Origin of the sequence: Solwaraspora sp. WMMB335 (assembly GCF_049179075.1) — a bacterium.
GTDB lineage: Bacteria > Actinomycetota > Actinomycetes > Mycobacteriales > Micromonosporaceae > Micromonospora_E.
In genome coordinates, this window is the sequence record NZ_JBMHMF010000001.1 from 4,358,901 (window position 1) to 4,378,161 (window position 19,261).

Consider the following 19,261-nt stretch of genomic DNA (forward strand, 5'->3'; position numbering starts at 1 on the left):
AGGTAGGTCTGACCATAGTCGACCAGCTACGGACCGGCGACCCTGCGCGACGGATACCCGTCACCCTGACTGGTGTCACTGCAGCCCACCCGGCCCAGCCCTCGTTGTCGACGCACCGGCCCTGCTGAGGTAGGCACGGCAGCAAGCAGGCGTCACAAGTTAGGGCTGCGTCCAGCTGGGCTGACCGCTCCCTTCGCGTACGGATCTGCCGATGTCTGGATGTTCGCTCGTCGATTTCGTGGTGTGATGACAGGGCCAGCACCGTGAGGAGGCGTCGTCAGTGTTTGACTATCCGGTTCTCATGCACACCGCCCTGGACGCCACCGACGCCCGGGCCCTCGCTGAGTTCTACCGGGAGTTCCTCGGACTGCAATACCGCCCTGGTGACGAACCTCCGGCTGACGGGACCACCGATGACGAAGACTGGCTCGTCCTGGTCGACGGCAACGGCAACCGCAAGCTTGCCTTTCAACAGGTGCCTACATTGGCGCGGCCGACCTGGCCGTCACACGACGTTCCGAAGCAGATGCACCTGGATCTCCGTGTACCCACCGTCAACGAGTTGGAGCGACACCGTCGACGAGCCGAGCAGCTCGGAGCCAGCTTGCTTTGCGACCGCACCCAGGATTCAGAGGAGCCCCTCTACGTTCTCGCCGACCCGGAGGGACATCCGTTCTGTATCCTCGTCGGCTCGGGGTAGGCCAACGTACGGATCTGCCGCGAAGCGGTCGTCACCGAGGGTGACGTCAGCGCCGGCCGCCGGTGTCCGAGTGCGCCGATGAGCGTGTGCGCGGAGATGTTCCGGCGAGACTACGATCACCGGCCATGGCGGTACGGGTACGGCGTCGTTCGGGCCTATGGTGGACGGCGGCGATCGTGGCCGTCGTACTGCTCGTCTGCTGGTCCGCAAACGTGTCCTTGAAGGCTTCCGCCCGGGACGAACGGCGTAAGGCGGACCAGAGCCTCGCAACCTACCTCGGGCTCATCGTGGCGGGCGATCACGCCGAAGCCCGGCTGATGCTCTGCGGCGATCGAGAATCTGAACCCGATGCGCTCGTAGCAGCTTGGCGGTTAAGGAATCGGCGAGCTCCTCGGCGGCAACGACCTGATCCACTTGCCGATCCTCGCGCCTGATGCGTGGTTTCCCGCGCCTGCCCAGACGCGAAGGGCCTTCTCTCTGCCTCGATCAGCGGGGAGCGTCGGGGTCGAGGTTGGCGAGAAAGGTCGTCCAGTCATGGGGAGCAAAGCTGAGGGTGGGGCCGGCAGGGTCTTTGCTGTCGCGTACGAGGACTGTGGCGGGGATGTTGGTGGCGACCTCGACGCATGAACCTGTGCTGTCTGATCGGGTTGACTTGCGGTACTGCGCGGTGGTCAGGACCTCTGAGGAGAGCGCGTCGTGACTACTGGGCACTGGATAGCTCCTTGGATCTCTGGCTGATCAGGTTCCTGGACGCGGTCTCGTTCAGGGCGCAGCGGTCGATGGCTGCCGCGGCAGCCTCAAATCGGCCGATATCGGACGGCTTGTGGGTCAGGAGGTGGCCGGTGAAGTTGTCCATGTAGGCCGTTGCCGGCCCGCCTTGCTCCGGGAACGTTATGACCGCGAACGGCCCCGTGTCGATGCCGTAGTGCGCGCCGACGCTGTACGGCACGACCTTGACGGAGACGTTCGGCAGGGCGCCCCGCTCGTTGATCTGCTGCAGTTGGCGGGCCATCACGGCTGGACCGCCGATGGTGCGATGCAGCACGGCCTCGCCGAGCACGACGGTGAAGTCGACGGGCCTGTCGGTTCTTGTCAGGATCTCCTGTCGGCGCATCCTGACAGCGACGCGGCGTTCGAACTCGGCATCTGCGGCCTTCGGGCCGTCGGAAGCCGAGATCCGGAGGATCTCCCGCGCGTACTCCTCGGTCTGCAGGAGTCCGTGGACGCGTTCGCCCTCATAGGCCCAGACCGCACGAGCGGCGGCCTCCAGGCCGATGTACATGTCGAAGCCGGGCGGGAGCACGTCGCGGAACCGTGAGAACCAGCCCTTGACCCTGGTTGCTGCTGCCAGCGCCAGCATCGTCGCTGTGGTCTCATTGTCCGCGCCGAACAACTCGGCCAGGGACTTGACGTCGTGGTCCTTGACCCGGACGCCGGGCAGACCGTTGATGATGCGGTGGGCGGTGGGGCGGGCGCGTTCCATGTGCTGGGCGGCCTGCTCGATCGTGATCGGTGTCCCGTCCTTGTTCCGCGCCTGTTTGCGCAGGTTCTGCAGCATCAGCGCCAAGCGCTGACGAGCCACGGCCGCGCCGGCATCGTCCCCATCGGCAGCCACTGTGGAGCCCCTCCCTCCGGCGCGTGTTGCGCTCTTGCCGAACGCGTCCGGAAAAAATTTAACACTGCACCCGGGTGATCTTGTCCGAGCGTAGCTGCCCGCCGCGGCTACGCCTCCAGCAGTGCAACAAAACCATGAAGTAAAAAATTGAATGTTGCGGTATTGCGTGATCGATGGTTGACTCTGTGATGCAACGAACCTTCGTGGACGGTTGATCAACTGGCCGGCCACGGGAACGCGGGGAGCGGCGAGTTCTTGATCGCTTTCCGCTTCGTCCCGTTGAAACCCCAGGTGGCCGGGTGGGTCGCGGCAACGGCCCGCCCGGGTCACGCCCAGCCCAATCGGAAGGGTTGATCATGGTGGCGTTTGCGGCACTGGCTTGCGGAGCTCTGCTCGGATTCTTCGTCGGGCTGTTCAGTTTCAAGATCAAATCTCGCTGGTGCCCCGACTGCGGCCGGACGACGGTGCCCGCAGCCGATCGGTAACGTGCCGGCCGATCGGTCCCCGACGGACCCCCGTCCCGGTGACGAACTGATCATCGACGGTCAGGCGAGTGTCCAGTTCGCGGCCGGGCGAGGCTTCCGGTTCCGGGTGACGGCAGTGGACAAACGCCAGACGTACCGGGGCTGGTTGTGGCTCGGCGGGTACGTGTTGGCGCCTGACGGCGAAGCCCGCGAACGGCGCGAGATCTTCGTCCAGCGGGCCGGCCTCCACTTCGCACCCAGCCTGCCCCGACACCGCTGACCAGGGCGGCGGCACGAGGTGCATCGCATCCTCTCGACCCGTACCCCTGAAGGTTTCGATCAATCGAAAGGTGGTTCCTGCTGTGCGTAGATTCTTTGACCTGTTCCGCCGGGCTCCGGTGCGGAGCCGGCGAACCCGGCGGTTGCTCGCCGAAATCGCCCGCCACAACCGGCGCACACCGACGCCACGTCCGCCGGTGCGGCGGGCACCGAACAACGTCGGCCACTACTACGGGCGGCCGGTGCGGCCGTCGATCAGTCCCGGCCTCGTCCGCGAGCGTCGGTTCGCCGGCCGGACCCGGCGCGGCTGCGACCCCACCGAGGTACGCACGTTCCTGCACGTGGTCGCCGACGAACTGACTGCCCTACGCGACGAGCTGGCCGCCACCCGCGACGAGAACGCCCGGATCAAGCAGGCGCTGCGGGACTGGCAGTCGCAGCAGTTCCAGGAATCGCAGGCGGGAGCGGCGGCATGACCGAGGTCAACGGAGTGCCGGCCGGCTCGATCCGCAGCGTCGGGTTCGGATCCGAGCGTCGGCGGGCGCAACTCGTCTTCACCGTCGCCAACCTCTACACCGGGGCGGTCGCCTCGACCAGCCTCGTCCCAGGCACGTTCACGCCGCTGCCCACGCCGTCGGGCACCTGGTGGCTGCCGTACGCGCCGATCGTCACCGACCTGGCGGCCCGCGCGGGGGTGGCTGCGGCAACGCTGCGCGACCCGGACTTTCCTGACGAGCCAGGCCGGCTGCCGTCGTCCGGGTTGATGCTGCCGGCGCAGTGGCAGCCCGGCATCGCGGAGCGGGACCGCCGCAGGTGGGAGGCGTCAGCCCTCGCCGACCGACGTACCTCGCCGTGGCTGGTCCTGATCGGCCGCAGCAGCGAACCGCCGGCACCGGACCATGCCCGGCTACTCGGCCGGCTGTGCGCACTCGCCGACCAGCTGCACGTCGACCTGGTGCTCGAAGCCCGACCAGCCTCGACCCGTGGCGGGCTGAGCTGGGACATCCGGTTCGAGCTTGCAGGCGGGACGGTGCCCGACTACCCGCACCGGTGGGCGGCCGACCTGCCGGCGGCGATCGCTTCGATCAGCCCGGAACGGGCCGCGTCCGGGCTGGCCGTGGCCGACTGGAACGTGCCCGCCCACTACCTCACCGACGGCGCGCTCACCCCGCACCCGGTGCCGGTCGGGCTCGACGGCCGCCCCGGCGGCCACGACCTCGATCAACTCGAACGGCGGATGGTCGCCGACGCCGAGCAGCACGGCGGCGCGCAGGCCATCTGGCGTAACCGGCGCTGGTGGCACACCAGCCTGCGACCCGACGACACCGAGCAGGGCGGGGTCGGCGGCAGGTTCCGGCGCGGCTGGGAACCGCCGGCACCGAAGCACTGGGGCGAGGCGATCCCCACCCACCCCTGCCCGCGCTGCACCGACACGGCCGACCCGCCGTACTGCACCGACTGCTACGGCACCCGCCGGGTCCGGCGCGGCGCGGTGGTCACCGTCACCGACCTGCGCGGCCGGACCGTGCACCGCAACTGGCGACCCGACGCCGACGGCCTTGCCCCGCCCACTCTCGCTCACACCGACCGACAGTCCGGTACCCAGGTGTGGCAGCTGCCCGAGCGCTACCGGATCGGCTCGCTCGCGGCACAGTTCGGCGTACAGCCGACCGACCTGACCGACCTCGACGGCGAACACGTCATCGATCAGCACCTGCGGATGGGTGTCAGTCAGATCGCCCCCGGCGGAGACCCGCTCGCCGCGTACCTCGCCGAAGCCGGCGCCGCCCACGACGGCGCCCGCATCCTGGCCCGCGCCACCGACTGGCCCGGCCTGACCCTCGACGAGCTCGCCCGCCTCGTCACTGGGCTCGGCCTCGCCCTGGATGTCACCGTCGTCGACCACCGCGACAGCATCGGCCGGCCGGAGCTGATGCAGGGCCACACCTGGTCGGTCCAGGTCGCCGACCCCGCCACACCCTTGACCATCGACCCGGTCCCCACCTGCGCCGCCCTCCCCGAAGCCGTCGCCCTGTGCAATCGCTACCTCTACGGCGCGCTGCGTGCCGCCGTCCCCGCCGACCCCGAACAGCCGATGTCCGTCCCACAACAGCCCGCCACCACCGGCCCAGCGCCCGACACCACCAGCTACGTCACCGAGGTACGCAGCCTCGCCGCCGACCACCCCGGCGAACCTGTCACCATCCGCATCCAACCCGACGGGACCCACACCACGAGCTGCTGATCCCACCATTGGCGGTTCGGCGGGCCGGGTTCCTGCGAGGTCCGTCCCAGGTCCTGCCGTCGTTGGCGGATGCCGACGTGATCCTGGAGCGCCGCGACGAGGAGAACCTCGTGCTGATGCGGGCCGAGCCTTGCCCATGACCTGCAGGGCCCGTTCGACGGTGACGGCCCGGTGATCGACAAGCCGATGTCAGAGGCGGCGTGACCGGCCGGGGTGAGCAGATCCTGCTGCCGCAGCCGGGGCGGACTTGACTATGCAGTCATAACGAATTCAAATTGAAGTCATGACTGTGGTGCTCACCATCCGCGACGTGCCGGAGGAGGTGCGGGACCTCCTGGCCCAGCAGGCTCGCGAACGCGGCCAGTCGCTGCAGGCGTACCTGCTGGCGGTCCTCAACCGTCAGGCTGACTTCTGCCGCAACCGGCAGCTCCTCGCCGAGCTCAGCGACGAACTCGACGACCGCAGCGGCGGAGCCGGACCGACCGCACCTGACGCCGCCGACCTGCTCGCCCGTTCCCGCGCTGAACGGGATTTCCCGGACTCCGCGCCATCCGGGCGGGACGTCGCGTGATCGTCGTCGACGCCTCGGTCCTCGCGAGCGTGCTCGTCTACAGTGACGACCGCGGCCGCAAGGCCCGCGCCGTCCTGGGTCGCGATCCCGAGTGGGCGGCACCGGAACACTGGAAGGTCGAGGTCTTCTCTGTCATGCGAGGGCTCGCCCTCGGCGGGAAGATCACCAACGAGATGGCGGCGCGGGCGGTCGACCGAATCGGCCGCCTCGGCGTCGACACCGTGCCGATCGACGATCTGCTCACCCGCATGTGGCAGGTCAAGGCGAACATCAGCGCGTACGACGCCCCCTACGTCGCCCTCGCGGAACGCCGCGCACTGACGCTGGTGACCGCCGACGGCAAACTCGCTCGGGCGGCGAGCGCCTACTGCCGGGTCGAACTCGTCGCATAGCGGGACGTGGGGTCCGGTGGTCAGGTCTTCCGCCTAGGCAAGCGCTTTCCTATGCTGATCCGATGATTCGGATCGACGACTCGCTAACCCCGGCCAGCCTGCAACCCAGGATCGACCGCCTCTGGGAAGCCTCCGCCCACAAGATCGACTCGATCGAGAAGACCTGCCCGCCAGGGTCGCCGTCGCCGGTCTTCACCGTCGACGGCCAGTACGCCGCGCGCGGCTGGACCGAGTGGACCCAGGGCTTCCAGTACGGCTCCGCCCTGCTGCAGTTCGACGCCACCGGCGAGCAGCGGTTCCTGGACTCCGCCCGCGAGTTGACCGTCGCCGTGATGGCCAGCCACGTCAGCCACATCGGCGTGCACGACCACGGCTTCAACAACGTCAGCACGTACGGCAACCTGTGGCGGCTGATGGCCGAAGGACGGCTCCCGCACGACCGCGCCGAGCGCGACTTCTACGAGCTGGCGCTCAAGCTGACCGGGGCGGTGCAGGCGGCCCGCTGGCGGGACACCGCCGACGGCACCGGCTACATCTACTCGTTCAACGGCCCGCAGTCGCTGTTCGTCGACACCATCCGCTCCTGCCGGGCGCTGGCCGTGTCCCACCTGCTCGGCCACGCACTGATGGGCGAACAGGACGAGCGGATCTCGCTGCTCGGCCGGCTGATCGAGCATGCCGCCAACACCGCCCGGTACAACGTCTTCTACGGCGACGGCCGGGACAGCTACGACCTGCGCGGTCGCACCGCCCACGAGTCGATCTTCAACGTCAACGACGGCCGGTTCCGCTGCCCGAGCACCCAGCAGGGCTACTCGCCGTTCACCACCTGGACGCGCGGGCTGGCCTGGGCCATGCTCGGCTTCGCGGAGCAGCTCGAATACCTGGCGGTGCTGCCGGACAGCGACCTCGAACCGTACGGCGGGCGGGCCGAGGTGACCGCGATGCTACTCAAGGCGGCCACCGCCACCTGCGACTTCTACCTCGAACACACGCCGACCGACGGCATCCCCTACTGGGACACCGGCGCTCCGGGTCTGGCCGCACTCGATGACTACCTGGACCGGCCGGCGGACCCGTACAACGATCATGAGCCGGTCGATTCGTCGGCCGCCTGCATCGGTGCCCAGGGTCTGCTGCGCCTCGGCCGTTACCTGACCGGGCTCGGCCAGGACGAGGCCGGGCGGCGCTACTGGCAGGCCGGCCTCACCGTGGCGAACACCCTGTTCGACGAGCCGTACCTCAGCGCCGATCCACGACACCAGGGCCTGATCCGGCACTCGGTCTACCACCGGCCCAACGGCTGGGACCACGTGCCGGCCGGTCACCGGGTGCCCAACGGCGAATCCAGCATGTGGGGCGACTACCACGCCCGGGAGCTCGCGCTCTACCTGCAGCGGGTGGCCCGCGACGAGCCGTACTACACGTTCTTCGGTCCGACCCGGTTCCCGTCGCCCGCGGCGGCGGCCCGGTGAGTCCAACGAGCGCCCGGGTAGCGATTGTCACCGGCGGCTCCCGTGGGATCGGGCGGGGGATCGTGCTCGCGCTCGCCGGGGCCGGGTACGACGTGGTGGTCAACTACGCCCGCAACGCCGCCGCCGCGACGGCGGTCGGCGAACAGGTCGAAGCGGCCGGCCGGCAGGCCCTGCTGGTGCCGGCGGACATCTCCGCCGCCGCCGACCGCGACCGGTTGGTGGCCGCGACGGTGGACCACTTCGGCCGGATCGACCTGCTGGTCAACAACGCCGGCATCGCGCCAGAGGTACGGGCCGACCTGCTCGAAGCCGGCGAGGAGTCGTTCGACCGGCTGATCGACGTCAATCTGAAGGGTCCGTATTTCCTGACCCAACTGGTGAGCCGGACGATGATCGACCAGTTGGCGCGGGGGGTGATCACCGCCGGCAAGATCGTCATCGTGTCGTCGATCAGCGCGTACACCGCCAGCGTGAACCGGGGTGACTACTGCGTGGCAAAGGCCGGCCTGGCGATGACCGCCCAGCTGTACGCCGCGCGGCTGGCCGAGCACGGGATCAACGTCTACGAGATCCGGCCGGGCATTGTCGCCACCGACATGACCGGCCCGGTGCGGGCGAAGTACGACGATCTGATCCTCAATCAGGGGTTGACGCCGATCCGCCGGTGGGGACAGCCGGAGGACGTGGGGCGGGCCGTGGTGGCGGTGGCGACCGACCTGCTGCCGTTCAGCACCGGCCAGGTGCTCGACGTGGACGGCGGTTTCCACCTGCGCACCCTGTAGTCGTCCTGGCGGGCCCTTACGGGTGGCGGGTGAGGGACGAGCCGGGGACGAGCCCGGATGTGCCGGCACCGGCCGGCCGGCAGGATCGGAGGCATGGCTTTCGATCTGCTCGGCTGGCTGGCGCTGGCCGCTGTCTGGCTGGTCGCCGCGCTCGTCGCCGACGGACTGCCGGCGACGACGAGCCCGGCCGCGTTGCGCCGGCGGGCCACCGGGCTGCTGGCACTGGTCCTGATCGGACTGGCGGGCCTCGCCGCCGCGTTCGGGTGGGGGCTGACGTCGTCCAACCCGGACGACGGCGCAGGGGCTCTGCGGGCGGCGGCGCTGGCCACCGCCCCGGCCCTGGTCGTCGCGGTGATGACGGTGCCGAGGCTGCGCCGGATCCGGACCGGTGCCGGCGCCCTGGCCACCGCGGCGGCACCGAATCCGCCCGGGTTGCTCGCCGAGGCGGCGCACCCGATGGCGGCACTGCCGGTGCTGGTCACCGGTGTCGCGCTGCTGCCTGCGGTGGCCAGGGCCACCGGTGCAGCGACAGTTGCCGCGGGTTCGACCGGCGGACTCATGCTGACCGGGATCGTGGTCGCCCTGGTCGCGGCCGGAGTCCGGCACGCGCTGCGGCACAGTCAGCTCGCTGAACGTGCGGTGACCGGACGCGCGCTGTCGCCGGCAGCACCCGTCCGGTCCGGTCCGACCACACGTTGAACAGCCGATCCTCGGACCGGCGGAGAAGGACCCGACCGCGTCCGCCGGAGTGTGGCGGACGCGGCTCCGGTGATCAGATCAGGTCGAACTCGCCGTCCTGAGCACCGCCGACGAAGGCGTCCCACTCGTCGGCGGTGAAGATCAGCACCGGTCCGGTCGGGTTCTTCGAGTCGCGTACCGCGATCGCCTGATCGACGAAGGCCACTTCGACGCAGTTGTCACAATTCGGACCACTGCGCGAGCTCTTACGCCAAACGGCCTGGCTCAGGTCGACCCGAAGCCCCTTGACCTCGATGTCCATAATGGCTCCTCTGCGCGTTTCGATATCAAGGCGACGGACTCGTCCGGAGGAAGAGCCGCCGCTCGAATATGATCAAATATGAAGAGATATTTGCGTAATTCGTCGGTTTTTTCGAGGAAGAGTCCGCCGGTGGCGTTCTCCGCGTAGACGACGTCCGCGTCGCTCGGCTCCGGGAAGTCGAGGATCGTGAACGTCCCATCCATGCCCGCGTGCGCTCCCACCTCGAAGGGGAGAACCTGCAACGTGACGTTGGACATGTCTGCCGCTGCCACCAGCCGGCGCAGTTGGGCACGCATGACCGCGTCGCCGCCGACCGGCCGGCTCAGCACCGCTTCATCGAGCACCACCCACACGTCGATCTGGTCGTCCTGAGTCAGTAACGACTGGCGGTTGAGTCGGACGTGGACGCGTTGCTCGACTTCTCCGTCGGTGATGTCCGGGCGGGCCGCCCGGATCATGGCCTGCGCGTACTCGGCGGTCTGCAACAGACCCGGGACCACCTGCTGCTCGTACGCCCGAACCGACCGCGCGGCCGCCTCGAAGCCGACGTAGGCACCGGTGAGTACCGTCGAGTAAGGATGCCACCAGCCCTTCTGCCGCGCCTCCCGGGCGATCTGCACCAGTTCCTCCGACTCGGCGCCGGACACTCCGTAAATCTCCAGCATGTCCCGGACATCACGCGGGGTCGCCGTGGTGTGCCCGGTCTCGATGCGGGAAATCTTGGAGGCGGAACACTCCAACCGCTCGGCCACCGTATCGATCGTGACTCCTGCGGTTTCCCTCCGCCGGCGCAACTCGGCCCCGAGTCTGCGGCGCCGGACAGTCGGGCTTCGGCGTTCGGTCACCGGGTCACCTCCGGACAGGGGTAGGGGCAGCCGGCAAGCCCGCTCGCGCGGTCGAGGACGAGATCCAACATCGTGAGCAGCCGTACGGCGCGAGGGTGGCAGCCGACGCGGGAGAATCACGTTCAGTCTGCCGCGCGTACATGTAGGACTTCAAGCAGCAATCCCGCGAGCGGTTTTCGCGGTACGACAGAAGCCATGTGCAACTTGCATCCGACGCGACGGTCGTGCAATCTTTCCGTAGGGCTTGCGTCACTCAGCGTTTATCGATCGCCCGTGCCGCCGCGGTGAAGCCGTGCCGCGACGGTGCCCCTGTCCGGCATACCCACGCCACGTCGTTGGCCGGTTCGGCATGCCCGGCTTCCGTCGAACAACGGCACTCGGAACAGGAGTCGATGTGCTACTCCCCCGCTCCGGAGAAGTCCTCCACGTCACCCGCGCGGCCAGCGTACAGTTCATCGAACCGCTTCTCTTCCGGGTCATCCGGGTGCACGACTGGCAGACCTACCACGGCTGGATCTGGCTCGACGGGTACGAGCTGAACGCGGCCGGCGACGCCGTGGACCGACGTTCCATCTTCGTCCGGCTCGACGGGCTGCGCCGGCTGCGGGCCGTGGCCGATCTGCCCGCCCGAGCGGCCAGCCGCCGGTCCGCTGCCCCGGCGCCGGCGGTGTCCGCCCGGGCCAGCTGAGACTCGGCTGGCCGACCCGGCTCAGTCCGCCTCGTCATCGTCGCCCTGTGGCTCGCCGGTCGGCTCGGTCGGCGCCGGACTCGGCTCCGGCGACGGGTCGGCGTTCGACGCGGCAATCACCAGCAGGACCTCGGTACCCGGCGGCACCTGCTCCCCGGCCGGCGGGTCGGTCTCGATCACCGTGCCGGCGGGCTGATCGGAATCCCGCCACTCCAGCTCGTAGTCCAGGTCGAGGCTGTCGAGTAAGGCGCGGGCCTGCGCCTCCGGCAGGCCGAGCAGCGGGGGTACGGGGACCAGCGGCGCGGCGGTGGTGGGCTCCGGGTCCGGTTCGGACTCCTCCGGTGTGGGCTCGGTCTGCTGTGGCGACGCCGTGGCGGTAGCCGACGGTGCCGGCGTCTGCTGGTCCTCGGCGCCCCCGTCGGTGAGCGTGCCGAGCCACCAGATCAGTACCCCGATCAGTGCGACCAGCACCAACACCAGGATGCCGATCAGGATCGGCAACCACCACGGCCGTCCGTCGCGGGCGGCACCGGGCGGCGGCCCGTCCCAGTCCCCGGGTCCGCCGCTGCCGGTGGCCGGTGGCCGTACCGGCACGCCGGCCCGGCCCGACCAGGCGGGTGGTCCTTGGTCGGGTGCCGTCGAGGTCTGGTCCGGCCCGGTGGCGTCCTGCGGCCGGGTGGCGTCCGGCGGCCGGGTCATCTCTCCGGGCCTGGTGGCGTCCGGCGGCGCACCCGCACGGGTGGCCCACGGATCAACCGGACGAGGCAACTGGCGGGTGTAGTCACCCGGTTCCCGCCCTGCTCCGTCCTTGGCGTCCCAGCCCTCGTCGCGACCGGCACCCGGACCTGTCGGGCCCTCACCCTGCGGATCTCGCGGCCTGTCGACCATGGCATGTCCCTCCGTACCAGCGGGCGTGACATTCGGTACCGGTCAACATAGCTAGCCCGAACCGGCGCGACGCGGGCGATGCCCACGAGTCGCCGGTGGCGGCCAAGCCCGCTACAGTGCCCGGCATGGCCGTACGAGGCTGGGGAAAATCGGTCGCCACCGCGGCCGGCATCGCCGCGGGCACTGGCGCCGCGCAACTTGGCCTGGGCTACGGCCTCGGCATCGTGGCATGGCTGCCGTCGGCCGACAGCAGCAGTGGTGAAGCCGCATGGGTGGCCAGCCTTGCCTGGGCGACCTGGATCACCGCGACATCGGTGGTGATCGGCGCGGTCGTCGCCGACTGGTTGGCGGCCCCGGCGACCGGGGCCGGCCGGCGGGCCGGCGGTGATCCGGCCGAGCCGGTCGACAACCTCGTCACCGCCAGCCTCTGGCGGCTGGCCCTCGCGGCCGCCGCCGCGGTCGGCGGCATGCTCACCGTCGCGCTGGTCGCCGTGCCGGCGCGCAGCGCCACCCGGGCAGACACCTATTCTCCGCAGACCATCGCCGCCGGTTACGCCATGGTCGGGGCGGTCGTCGGGCTGTTGATGGCGATCTGGGTGATCGCGTCACGGGCAGCGGCGATCAACGCGATCGCCACCGTCGGCTGGCTATGGCTGCTCGCCGTGGTCGCCGTAGTCGACTCGGTACTGTCCGGCACCGGGCTGACCACGGCTCAGCTCGGGGTCTGGCAGATCACCGAGGACAGCGACCACTACTGGTTCCGCAACTACTACCTGCCCGGTGCCGCCCTGTCGCTGGGCTCGGCGTTCATCATCGGCGCTGTTTCGGCATGGCCGGCCGCCCGTGACGCTCGCCGCCGGATCGGTGCGGCGGTCTCCGGCGGCGTGGGACCGGTCCTGATCGCGGCGGCGTACTTCCTGGCGGCCCCCCGGCTGATCGGGCCGCGGGCGGAGCAACTGTCGGCGCATCTGCTCGCCCCGTACGCGGTGATCGCCGGACTCGCCGGTTCGGTCCTGGTCACCGCGATCGCCCAACGGTTGGAGGCGTCGCGGCGGCGGCGAGCTGCCCGCCGCGATCAACCGCCGCCCCGGCCGACCGATCCGTCCGGGCCCGACCACCAGGCCAGTTCGGACCTGCCGACCATGCCCGCTCAACCGACCGGTGCCGAGCCCTCGCACGGATCGGACCGGTCCGGGTCCGCTGCGGCAGGTAGCGGCGACCAGTCCGCCCGCGCCGCGGTACCGAGTCCGTCGGTCCCGGAACCGAGCCCGGTCGCCAGCCCGAGCCCCGGTCCGGCACCGACGGCCGCTGGTTCCACGACCGGTGGCGCTGCGGCGGACCAGCCGGCGCGGGGCAGCGCCTCGGTCAGCGGCACCGCCCGCAGCCGCCGACCACGCCGCAGTGGGAACGCGGAAAGCTGATTCGGACGAGGTCAGCTGACCGGCCAGGTGTGTACCGGTTCGTTGCTGCGCTGCAGTTCGGCGTACCGCTGCAGCATCTCGTGCAGGGCGTCGGGGCGGGCCAGCCCGCGCTCCCGTTCCGCGCGCCACACCGACTCTGTCTGCCAGATGGCGCCGTTGCGGCCCGTTCGGCAGCGCTGCTCGATGATGCCGAGCAGCCGGTCACGGTGCGACGGGGCCACCCCGAACCGGTCCAGTCCGGCGTACGCCTTGGGTAGCAGCACCTGCAGGACCAGATCGGTGACCGGGATCTCGCCGAACTGCGGCCAGTGGATCTGCGCGGCGATGCCCCGCCGAGCGGCCTGGTGGAAGTTCTCCTCGGCAGCGCCGAAGCTCAGCTGGCTCCAGATCGGCCGATCGGCTTCGGCGAGCTCGCGGGCGAGGCCGAAGTAGAACGCGGCGTTCGCCAGCATGTCGGCCACGGTCGGTCCGGCCGGCAGAACGCGGTTCTCCACCCGCAGATGGGGCCGTCCGTGCATGATGTCGTACACCGGGCGGTTCCAGCGGTAGACGGTGCCGTTGTGCAGACGCAACTCGCGTAGCTCGGGTACCCCGCCACCCTGCAGCACCTCGACCGGATCCTCGTCCGCGCAGATGGGCAGCAGCGGTGGAAAGTAGCGGACGTTCTCCTCGAAGAGGTCGAATATCGAGGTGACCCACCGCTCGCCGAACCACACCCGGGGGCGTACGCCCTGGGCCTTCAGCTCGTCCGGCCGGGTGTCCGTCGCCTGCTCGAACAGCACGATCCGGGTCTCCGCCCACAGTTGTTTGCTGTAGAAGTACGGCGCGTTCGCCCCGAGTGCCACCTGCACCGCGGCGATGGCCTGGGAGGCATTCCAGTAGTTGGCGAAGGTGTCCGGCGAGACCTGCAGATGGAACTGCACACTGGTGCAGCCCGCCTCGGGTGCGATGGAGTCGGTGTAGGTCTGCAGCCGCTCGACGCCCCGGATGTCGAGCCGGATGTCCTCGCCACGGGCGGCTACGATCTGCTCGTTCAGCACGCGGTACCGCTGGTTGGTGGAGAGGTTGTTCAGCACCAGGTGCTGTGGGGTCAGGGTGGGCAGGATCCCGATCAGGATGATCGCGGCATCGACCTTGGCCGCCCGGTTCCCGGCTCGGGCGAGGCTGGCCTGCAGGTCGGCCTCGTAGTCGGCGAAGCCGTCCGCCTCGATCAGTCGAGGTCTGGCGTTCAGCTCCAGATTGAACTGCCCGAGTTCGGTCTGGAAGGTGGGATCAGCGAGATTTGCGAGAATTTCCGCATTGCGCATAGCTGGCTCGGCATCCGGATTCACCAGGTTGAGCTCGACCTCAAGCCCGGTCGTCGGCCGGTCGGCATCGAACTTGAAGTCGTCGAGCATCAGCGCGAAGACGTCGAGGCACCTCCGCACCTTTTGCCGGTAACGGACGCGGTCTTCCCGGCTGAACGACGCGCCCAACGCGACATCTCTGCCCATAATGCCCTCCCGGCGAGATGGAGTCGCCCGGCCCGTCCGAGCGCAGGCCGAACGGCGCGGCGAAGCCTGTCATCTGTGTGTGGTGCACCCCTGCTCGACCGCGACTGCCCCGGCTCCCCCTGCCGGACCGGCGTTGATCGCCCCAAGTGAGCGGGTCGAAGCGCTCGGTTTCACCTTTTCACATCCGGCGACCGTCTTCTACTGGGCTTGTCACAGACAGCGGCACCCCAGTCACTTCACAGGTGACCAGGGTGCCGCTGTTACGTCGCGGCTCAGGCCGGGCCGGGAGGCCGGCCGTCGGCCAGGGCGGTCAGCTCTGGCGGATGGCTTCGCCCTCGATCTCGATCTTGATCGTCTTGCCGACGAGTACCCCGCCGGTTTCCAGTGCGACGTTCCAGGTCAGCCCGAAGTCCTCCCGATCGATCTCGGTGGCGGCGGTGAACCCGAAGATGTCCTGGCCGAACGGACTGCGCCCGGCGCCCTCGAACTCGACGGTCAGCTCGACCGGCCGGGTCACGTCCTTGATCGTCAGTTCGCCGGAGAGCACGAACTCGTTACCGCTGTTCGAGGTGATACCGGTGCTGCGAAACTCGATGGCCGGGTACTTCTCGGTGTCCAGGAAGTCGCCGCTGCGCAGGTGGGTGTCCCGGTCAGCCTGCCCGGTGGTGATGCTGGCCGCCTGCAGGACCGCCGTGACCGACGACTGCAACGGGTCCTCGGCGACCGTGATGGTCGCGGTCGCTTCGGCGAACTCGCCGCGGACCTTGCTGACCATCATGTGCCGGGCGACGAACCCCACGCGCTTGTGCGCCTGATCGAGCTGATAGGTGCCGGTGGTCGGGATGACGATGCCGTTCCACTCGCGGGTGTTCTGGTCGGTGCTCATGGCTTCTGCCTCTCGGGGACACGTAGTTGAATGGCGAACATGTGCCTCAGCAACAATAGACTAGGCAATATTCCACCTGTCAAGCACTGCTAGGATGACCAGGTGACCGAGAACCTCGCCGGAGACCCGCGGATCACCGCGATCGGTCTCTTCTTCGAAGTCCACGCCGGGCTGTCCGCACGTTTCGCGGCACAGTTCGAGCAGCACGGCCTCTCGACGGTCGAGTTCGAGGTCCTCATGCGGCTGCGCCGGTCCCCGGAACACCAACTCCGGATGACCGACCTCGCCGCCCAGGCCGCCCTGTCCACCAGCGGCGCCACTCGCGTCGTCGATCGGATGGAACGCGACGGTCTGGTGTGCCGTCGTGCCTGCCCGTCCGACCGGCGTAGCTCGTATGCCGTCCTCACCCAGGCCGGTCAGCAGCGGCTCGACGAGACCCTGCCCGGGCATCTACAGCTGATCGAGCAGTGGTTCACCGGTCGACTCGAACCGCCGGTACGGACGGAGTTCCTGAACACCCTGCGGCATCTGCGCGACGCGGTCCATCCGGGCGCGACCGCAGGCAGTGACGCGACGACCGCCGCCACGCCGTGAGAAGAACTACCGTACGCCAGCACGGCACCGGCAGAACGACCGGCAGAAGTCACCATCGATTCGGACTTCCAGGTACGAAAGCCGCAAACGGCTTGGATGCTCCGGATACCGTGCCTACGGCCGGGAACGTAACGGGGGGTGCGGCGCGAAGTTCCGGACAGGCCAGTCCGGACTGGGGGTGGCTCCGCGCCAACCCGGGGGGCGTGTCGACGTCCGGCGGAGATCGGCTGCGACCTCCGCCGGACGTCCGCGTCGTGCCCCGGACGTCAGCTCAGTCCGGCGGCTTCCCGTTCATGCGGCAGCAGCGTGATCCCGGTTTCCCGGCACACCTCGGCCAATCGGTCGAGGACCATCGACCGGGCAGCCGCCGTCTCGGTGTTGGCAGCCAAGCCGACCAGTGCCTCCACCGCGTCGCGAGGGTTCGGCCCCTGCCCGATCGCCCGGGCCGCCACCGCGAACCACTCCACCGCCAGCTCCCGGTCGCCACGCCCGGCGGCGATCGTCCCCTCGATCAACACGCAACGCGAATCGTCGGGCGGGCCGCTCGGCTCGGCCCGCCCGACGGACCGCAGGTCCATCGCCTCGGCCGGCACCGCCTGCTCCCGCAGCTCGGAGAGGGCCTCACCGGCTTCGCCGAGCCGGCCGCTCTGCGCCAACGCCAACCCGATGGTGCCCAGCACCTGACGCCGGTGACTCGGATCGCCGAGGCTGGTCAGCGCGGCGAGCACCCGCCGGCCCAGGTCGACCGCCTGAGGGTGCCGGCCCTCCAACCGAGCGACCTCGGCGAGATGCGCCCGGGCGAGCAACCGCGCCCGGTCTTCACCGGATCTCGCCGCGAGCCGGTCCACCGCCGCCAGTCGCCGACGGGCCGCTCGCAGCTCGCCGGCCCGGATTTCGTGCCAGGCCAGGGTGTGCTGCGCCAGCGTCATGTCGCGGACCCGGCCGGTCCGCCCGGCCAGCGCCAACGCCGCCTGGGCGTGCTGGCGCGCCTCGTCGAACTGGCCGGCGGCCAGGCATGCCGCGCCGAGGGCACCCCGTGCGGCCAACTCACCGGCCGTTTCGCCGAGCGCGACGAAGGTGGCGAGCGCCGCGCGGGCGGCCGGCAGCTCCTGCGGACCGGCGTCGTGCTCCAGAGCGAGCTGAGCGACGCCGACCTGTCCCCATGCCCGCACCGCCGGATCCGCGTCCACGGTACGCGGATCGTCGAGCAGCCGGCGCAACCAGCGCCGGCCGGCTATGTCCCGACCCCGGAACCGCCACCAGCGCGGCAGGCTGGCGGCCAGCCGCAGTGCGGTGTGCGGATCGTCGTTGGCCGAATGGGCGAGCGCCGCCCACAGATCGCTGGCCACCTCGTCCAGCCGGTTCACCGTGGCGACCAGCTTGGCACCGGCCAGATCGGTGGTGGAGCGCTCGGCGAGGCGCGCGAAGAGCATTGCGTGCCGGCGCCGGATCGCGGACAGTTCGCCGTGCGCCGCCGCCCGCTCCGTCGCGAGGTCGCGCACCACATCGATGAGGCGAAACCGGTACGGCCCCACACCGCGAGCACCGAGCAGGCCCAGCGACATCAGCCGGTCGAGGAACGGCACCGGATCGATGTGCTCGCCGACCGGCGGTTCCTCGGCCAGCATGCCTTCGGCCAGTTCCACCGACCACCGGTTGCGGAACACCGACATCCAGCGCACGGCGCGGCGCTCGGCCGGATTCAGCAGGGCATAACTGGCAGCCACCGCGTCACGCAGGGTGACCGCCACCGCCTGCCGGGACGGCGGTCCCGCGAGGTCGAGCAGGCGGTCACCGTACCGGTTGAAGATCTCGTTCAGGTCCAGTGCCCGGCCACGGGCAGCGGCCAACTCGATCGCCAGCGGCAGCCCGCCGAGCCGGCGTACCAGTCCGACGAGTGCTCCGACCTCGCCGGGATGTACCCGCTCCCGGCGGACCTGCCGCAGCCGGGCCAGGAAGAGCTGTACGGCCGGGTACCCGGCGACCGCGTTCAGGTCGGCCTCGGTGTCCGCTGGTGGCACCTCCAGCGGGGCGACCGGCCAGACCCGTTCCCCGGGCAGTCCGACCGGGTGCCGGCCGGTAGCCACCACCCGTAGCGCGGGCGCCGCGCGGGTGAGCCAGTGCAGGGCGTCCGCGCTGGCCGCCGGTGCCCGCTCGACCGCGTCCACCAGTAGCAGCGCCGGCTCGCCGGACAGCCGCGCGGCCAGGTCGTTGGTGCGCCCGACACCGAACACCGTCGCGGTCGCGGTGAGTACGTCGCTGACCGTCGACCCGTCGGTGATCACGATGCCACCGGTGCCGCCCGGGTGCTTGTCCACGATCCGGGCGGCCACCGCCAGCGCCAGGCTGGTCTTGCCGACGCCGGCCAGTCCGACGAGGCTGATCAGCCCGCCGGTGTGATCGGTGGCGGTGAGCAGGCCGGCCAGCTCCGCGACGTCGCAGTCCCGCCCGATCAGTTCGCCCGGCGGTGGCAGGCCACGGCTGCGCCCGAACTCGGGCAACTCGGTCGTGGCTTCGTCGCCCTCGGTCCCGGCGCCACCGGCCGGGGTGACCGCCGCCAGCGCGGGCACCTGCTGGCGGGGGATCGACGGACGCGGCCGGATCGGCTGGCCACGGGCCGCCGTCTGAAACTCGTCGCGCTCCGCACCGGTCAGGTGAAGGGCCGCGACGAGCAGGTCCACGGTGGTCCGCTGGGGGCGGGATGAGCGTGCCCGTTCCAGGTCGCGGACGGTGCGCACGCCGACCCCGGCCCGCGCAGCGAGTTCCGCCTGGGTCAGCCCGGCGGCGAGCCGCCGGCTGCGAAGTAGTTCGTCGAACCCGACCCTGCTCTGGTCAGGAGCATGATCCGGACTCATGGCAGGGAAGCGTACGCACCGGGGTGTCGGATGGTCAGCAATCCGTCAGGCTGACGACCCGAATGAAA

21 protein-coding genes are annotated in these 19,261 nt (G+C 70.1%); 13 read left to right on the plus strand and 8 right to left on the minus strand.

Annotated features, from left to right (window positions below):
* Positions 1-280 precede the first annotated feature (280 nt).
* Positions 281-700 (plus strand): VOC family protein, encoded by a 420-nt coding sequence (locus ACN27F_RS18800; protein ID WP_421435130.1) that lies wholly within the window; start codon positions 281-283, stop codon positions 698-700.
* Between the two features lie 486 nt (positions 701-1,186).
* Here ACN27F_RS18800 and ACN27F_RS18805 read toward each other — a convergent pair whose 3' ends face one another.
* Positions 1,187-1,375: a DUF397 domain-containing protein gene (locus ACN27F_RS18805; protein ID WP_421440304.1), complete on the minus strand. Its 189-nt coding sequence runs from the start codon at positions 1,373-1,375 to the stop codon at positions 1,187-1,189.
* A gap of 25 nt (positions 1,376-1,400) precedes the next feature.
* Positions 1,401-2,315, minus strand: coding sequence for a DUF5753 domain-containing protein (locus tag ACN27F_RS18810; RefSeq protein ID WP_421435131.1), 915 nt, complete (start codon positions 2,313-2,315; stop codon positions 1,401-1,403).
* A gap of 486 nt (positions 2,316-2,801) precedes the next feature.
* On the opposite strand from ACN27F_RS18810, the gene ACN27F_RS18815 reads away from it, so the two are divergent.
* From ACN27F_RS18815 to ACN27F_RS18855, 9 genes are all read left to right on the plus strand, one after another.
* Positions 2,802-3,059: a hypothetical protein gene (locus tag ACN27F_RS18815; protein WP_421435133.1), complete on the plus strand. Its 258-nt coding sequence runs from the start codon at positions 2,802-2,804 to the stop codon at positions 3,057-3,059.
* Between the two features lie 82 nt (positions 3,060-3,141).
* Positions 3,142-3,534, plus strand: a complete 393-nt coding sequence (locus ACN27F_RS18820) for a DivIVA domain-containing protein (protein ID WP_421435135.1) — start codon at positions 3,142-3,144, stop codon at positions 3,532-3,534.
* Positions 3,531-5,303, plus strand: coding sequence for a hypothetical protein (locus ACN27F_RS18825; protein WP_421435137.1), 1,773 nt, complete (start codon positions 3,531-3,533; stop codon positions 5,301-5,303). Before ACN27F_RS18820 ends, ACN27F_RS18825 begins: the two co-directional genes overlap by 4 nt.
* Positions 5,304-5,311: 8 nt before the next feature.
* Entirely contained in the window at positions 5,312-5,443 is a 132-nt protein-coding gene (locus tag ACN27F_RS18830) for a hypothetical protein (protein ID WP_421435139.1), read from the plus strand.
* A gap of 143 nt (positions 5,444-5,586) precedes the next feature.
* Positions 5,587-5,874, plus strand: a complete 288-nt coding sequence (locus ACN27F_RS18835) for a FitA-like ribbon-helix-helix domain-containing protein (RefSeq protein ID WP_421435142.1) — start codon at positions 5,587-5,589, stop codon at positions 5,872-5,874.
* Positions 5,871-6,266 (plus strand): type II toxin-antitoxin system VapC family toxin, encoded by a 396-nt coding sequence (locus ACN27F_RS18840; protein WP_421435144.1) that lies wholly within the window; start codon positions 5,871-5,873, stop codon positions 6,264-6,266. Before ACN27F_RS18835 ends, ACN27F_RS18840 begins: the two co-directional genes overlap by 4 nt.
* A 62-nt stretch (positions 6,267-6,328) precedes the next feature.
* On the plus strand, positions 6,329-7,741 hold the full coding sequence (locus tag ACN27F_RS18845; RefSeq protein ID WP_421435146.1) for a hypothetical protein: 1,413 nt from the start codon (positions 6,329-6,331) through the stop codon (positions 7,739-7,741).
* Positions 7,738-8,523, plus strand: a complete 786-nt coding sequence (locus ACN27F_RS18850) for a 3-ketoacyl-ACP reductase (protein WP_421435148.1) — start codon at positions 7,738-7,740, stop codon at positions 8,521-8,523. The genes ACN27F_RS18845 and ACN27F_RS18850 overlap by 4 nt, the downstream gene beginning before the upstream one ends.
* A gap of 93 nt (positions 8,524-8,616) precedes the next feature.
* The gene (locus ACN27F_RS18855) at positions 8,617-9,222 is read left to right on the plus strand and encodes a hypothetical protein (RefSeq protein ID WP_421435149.1); all 606 of its coding nucleotides are present in this window, start codon (positions 8,617-8,619) and stop codon (positions 9,220-9,222) included.
* A 73-nt stretch (positions 9,223-9,295) separates the two neighbouring features.
* Here ACN27F_RS18855 and ACN27F_RS18860 read toward each other — a convergent pair whose 3' ends face one another.
* Together ACN27F_RS18860 and ACN27F_RS18865 are read right to left on the minus strand one after the other, a co-directional pair.
* A complete protein-coding gene (locus tag ACN27F_RS18860; RefSeq protein WP_421435152.1) occupies positions 9,296-9,523 on the minus strand; it encodes a DUF397 domain-containing protein in 228 nt (75 codons plus the stop codon).
* Positions 9,487-10,368 carry a helix-turn-helix domain-containing protein gene (locus tag ACN27F_RS18865; RefSeq protein ID WP_421435155.1) on the minus strand — a complete coding sequence of 294 codons (882 nt, stop codon included), beginning with the start codon at positions 10,366-10,368 and terminating at the stop codon, positions 9,487-9,489. Before ACN27F_RS18865 ends, ACN27F_RS18860 begins: the two co-directional genes overlap by 37 nt.
* Before the next feature lie 394 nt (positions 10,369-10,762).
* Here ACN27F_RS18865 and ACN27F_RS18870 point away from each other — a divergent pair, with 394 nt between their 5' ends.
* Entirely contained in the window at positions 10,763-11,056 is a 294-nt protein-coding gene (locus tag ACN27F_RS18870; RefSeq protein ID WP_421435156.1) for a hypothetical protein, read from the plus strand.
* A 21-nt stretch (positions 11,057-11,077) separates the two neighbouring features.
* On the opposite strand, the gene ACN27F_RS18875 is transcribed toward ACN27F_RS18870, so the two are convergent.
* Complete coding sequence (locus ACN27F_RS18875; protein ID WP_421435158.1) at positions 11,078-11,944, minus strand: PASTA domain-containing protein; 867 nt, start codon at positions 11,942-11,944, stop codon at positions 11,078-11,080.
* A 125-nt stretch (positions 11,945-12,069) separates the two neighbouring features.
* Between ACN27F_RS18875 and ACN27F_RS18880 the strand changes: the two genes are divergently transcribed.
* Positions 12,070-13,365: a hypothetical protein gene (locus ACN27F_RS18880; RefSeq protein ID WP_421435159.1), complete on the plus strand. Its 1,296-nt coding sequence runs from the start codon at positions 12,070-12,072 to the stop codon at positions 13,363-13,365.
* An 11-nt stretch (positions 13,366-13,376) separates the two neighbouring features.
* On the opposite strand, the gene ACN27F_RS18885 is transcribed toward ACN27F_RS18880, so the two are convergent.
* Positions 13,377-14,858, minus strand: a complete 1,482-nt coding sequence (locus ACN27F_RS18885; RefSeq protein ID WP_421435161.1) for a glutamate--cysteine ligase — start codon at positions 14,856-14,858, stop codon at positions 13,377-13,379.
* A 310-nt stretch (positions 14,859-15,168) separates the two neighbouring features.
* On the minus strand, positions 15,169-15,744 hold the full coding sequence (locus tag ACN27F_RS18890; RefSeq protein ID WP_421435163.1) for a YceI family protein: 576 nt from the start codon (positions 15,742-15,744) through the stop codon (positions 15,169-15,171).
* Between the two features lie 102 nt (positions 15,745-15,846).
* On the opposite strand from ACN27F_RS18890, the gene ACN27F_RS18895 reads away from it, so the two are divergent.
* Complete coding sequence (locus ACN27F_RS18895) at positions 15,847-16,338, plus strand: MarR family winged helix-turn-helix transcriptional regulator (RefSeq protein WP_421435165.1); 492 nt, start codon at positions 15,847-15,849, stop codon at positions 16,336-16,338.
* Between the two features lie 266 nt (positions 16,339-16,604).
* Here ACN27F_RS18895 and ACN27F_RS18900 read toward each other — a convergent pair whose 3' ends face one another.
* Positions 16,605-19,193 (minus strand): ATP-binding protein, encoded by a 2,589-nt coding sequence (locus ACN27F_RS18900; protein WP_421435167.1) that lies wholly within the window; start codon positions 19,191-19,193, stop codon positions 16,605-16,607.
* Positions 19,194-19,261: the final 68 nt, after the last annotated feature.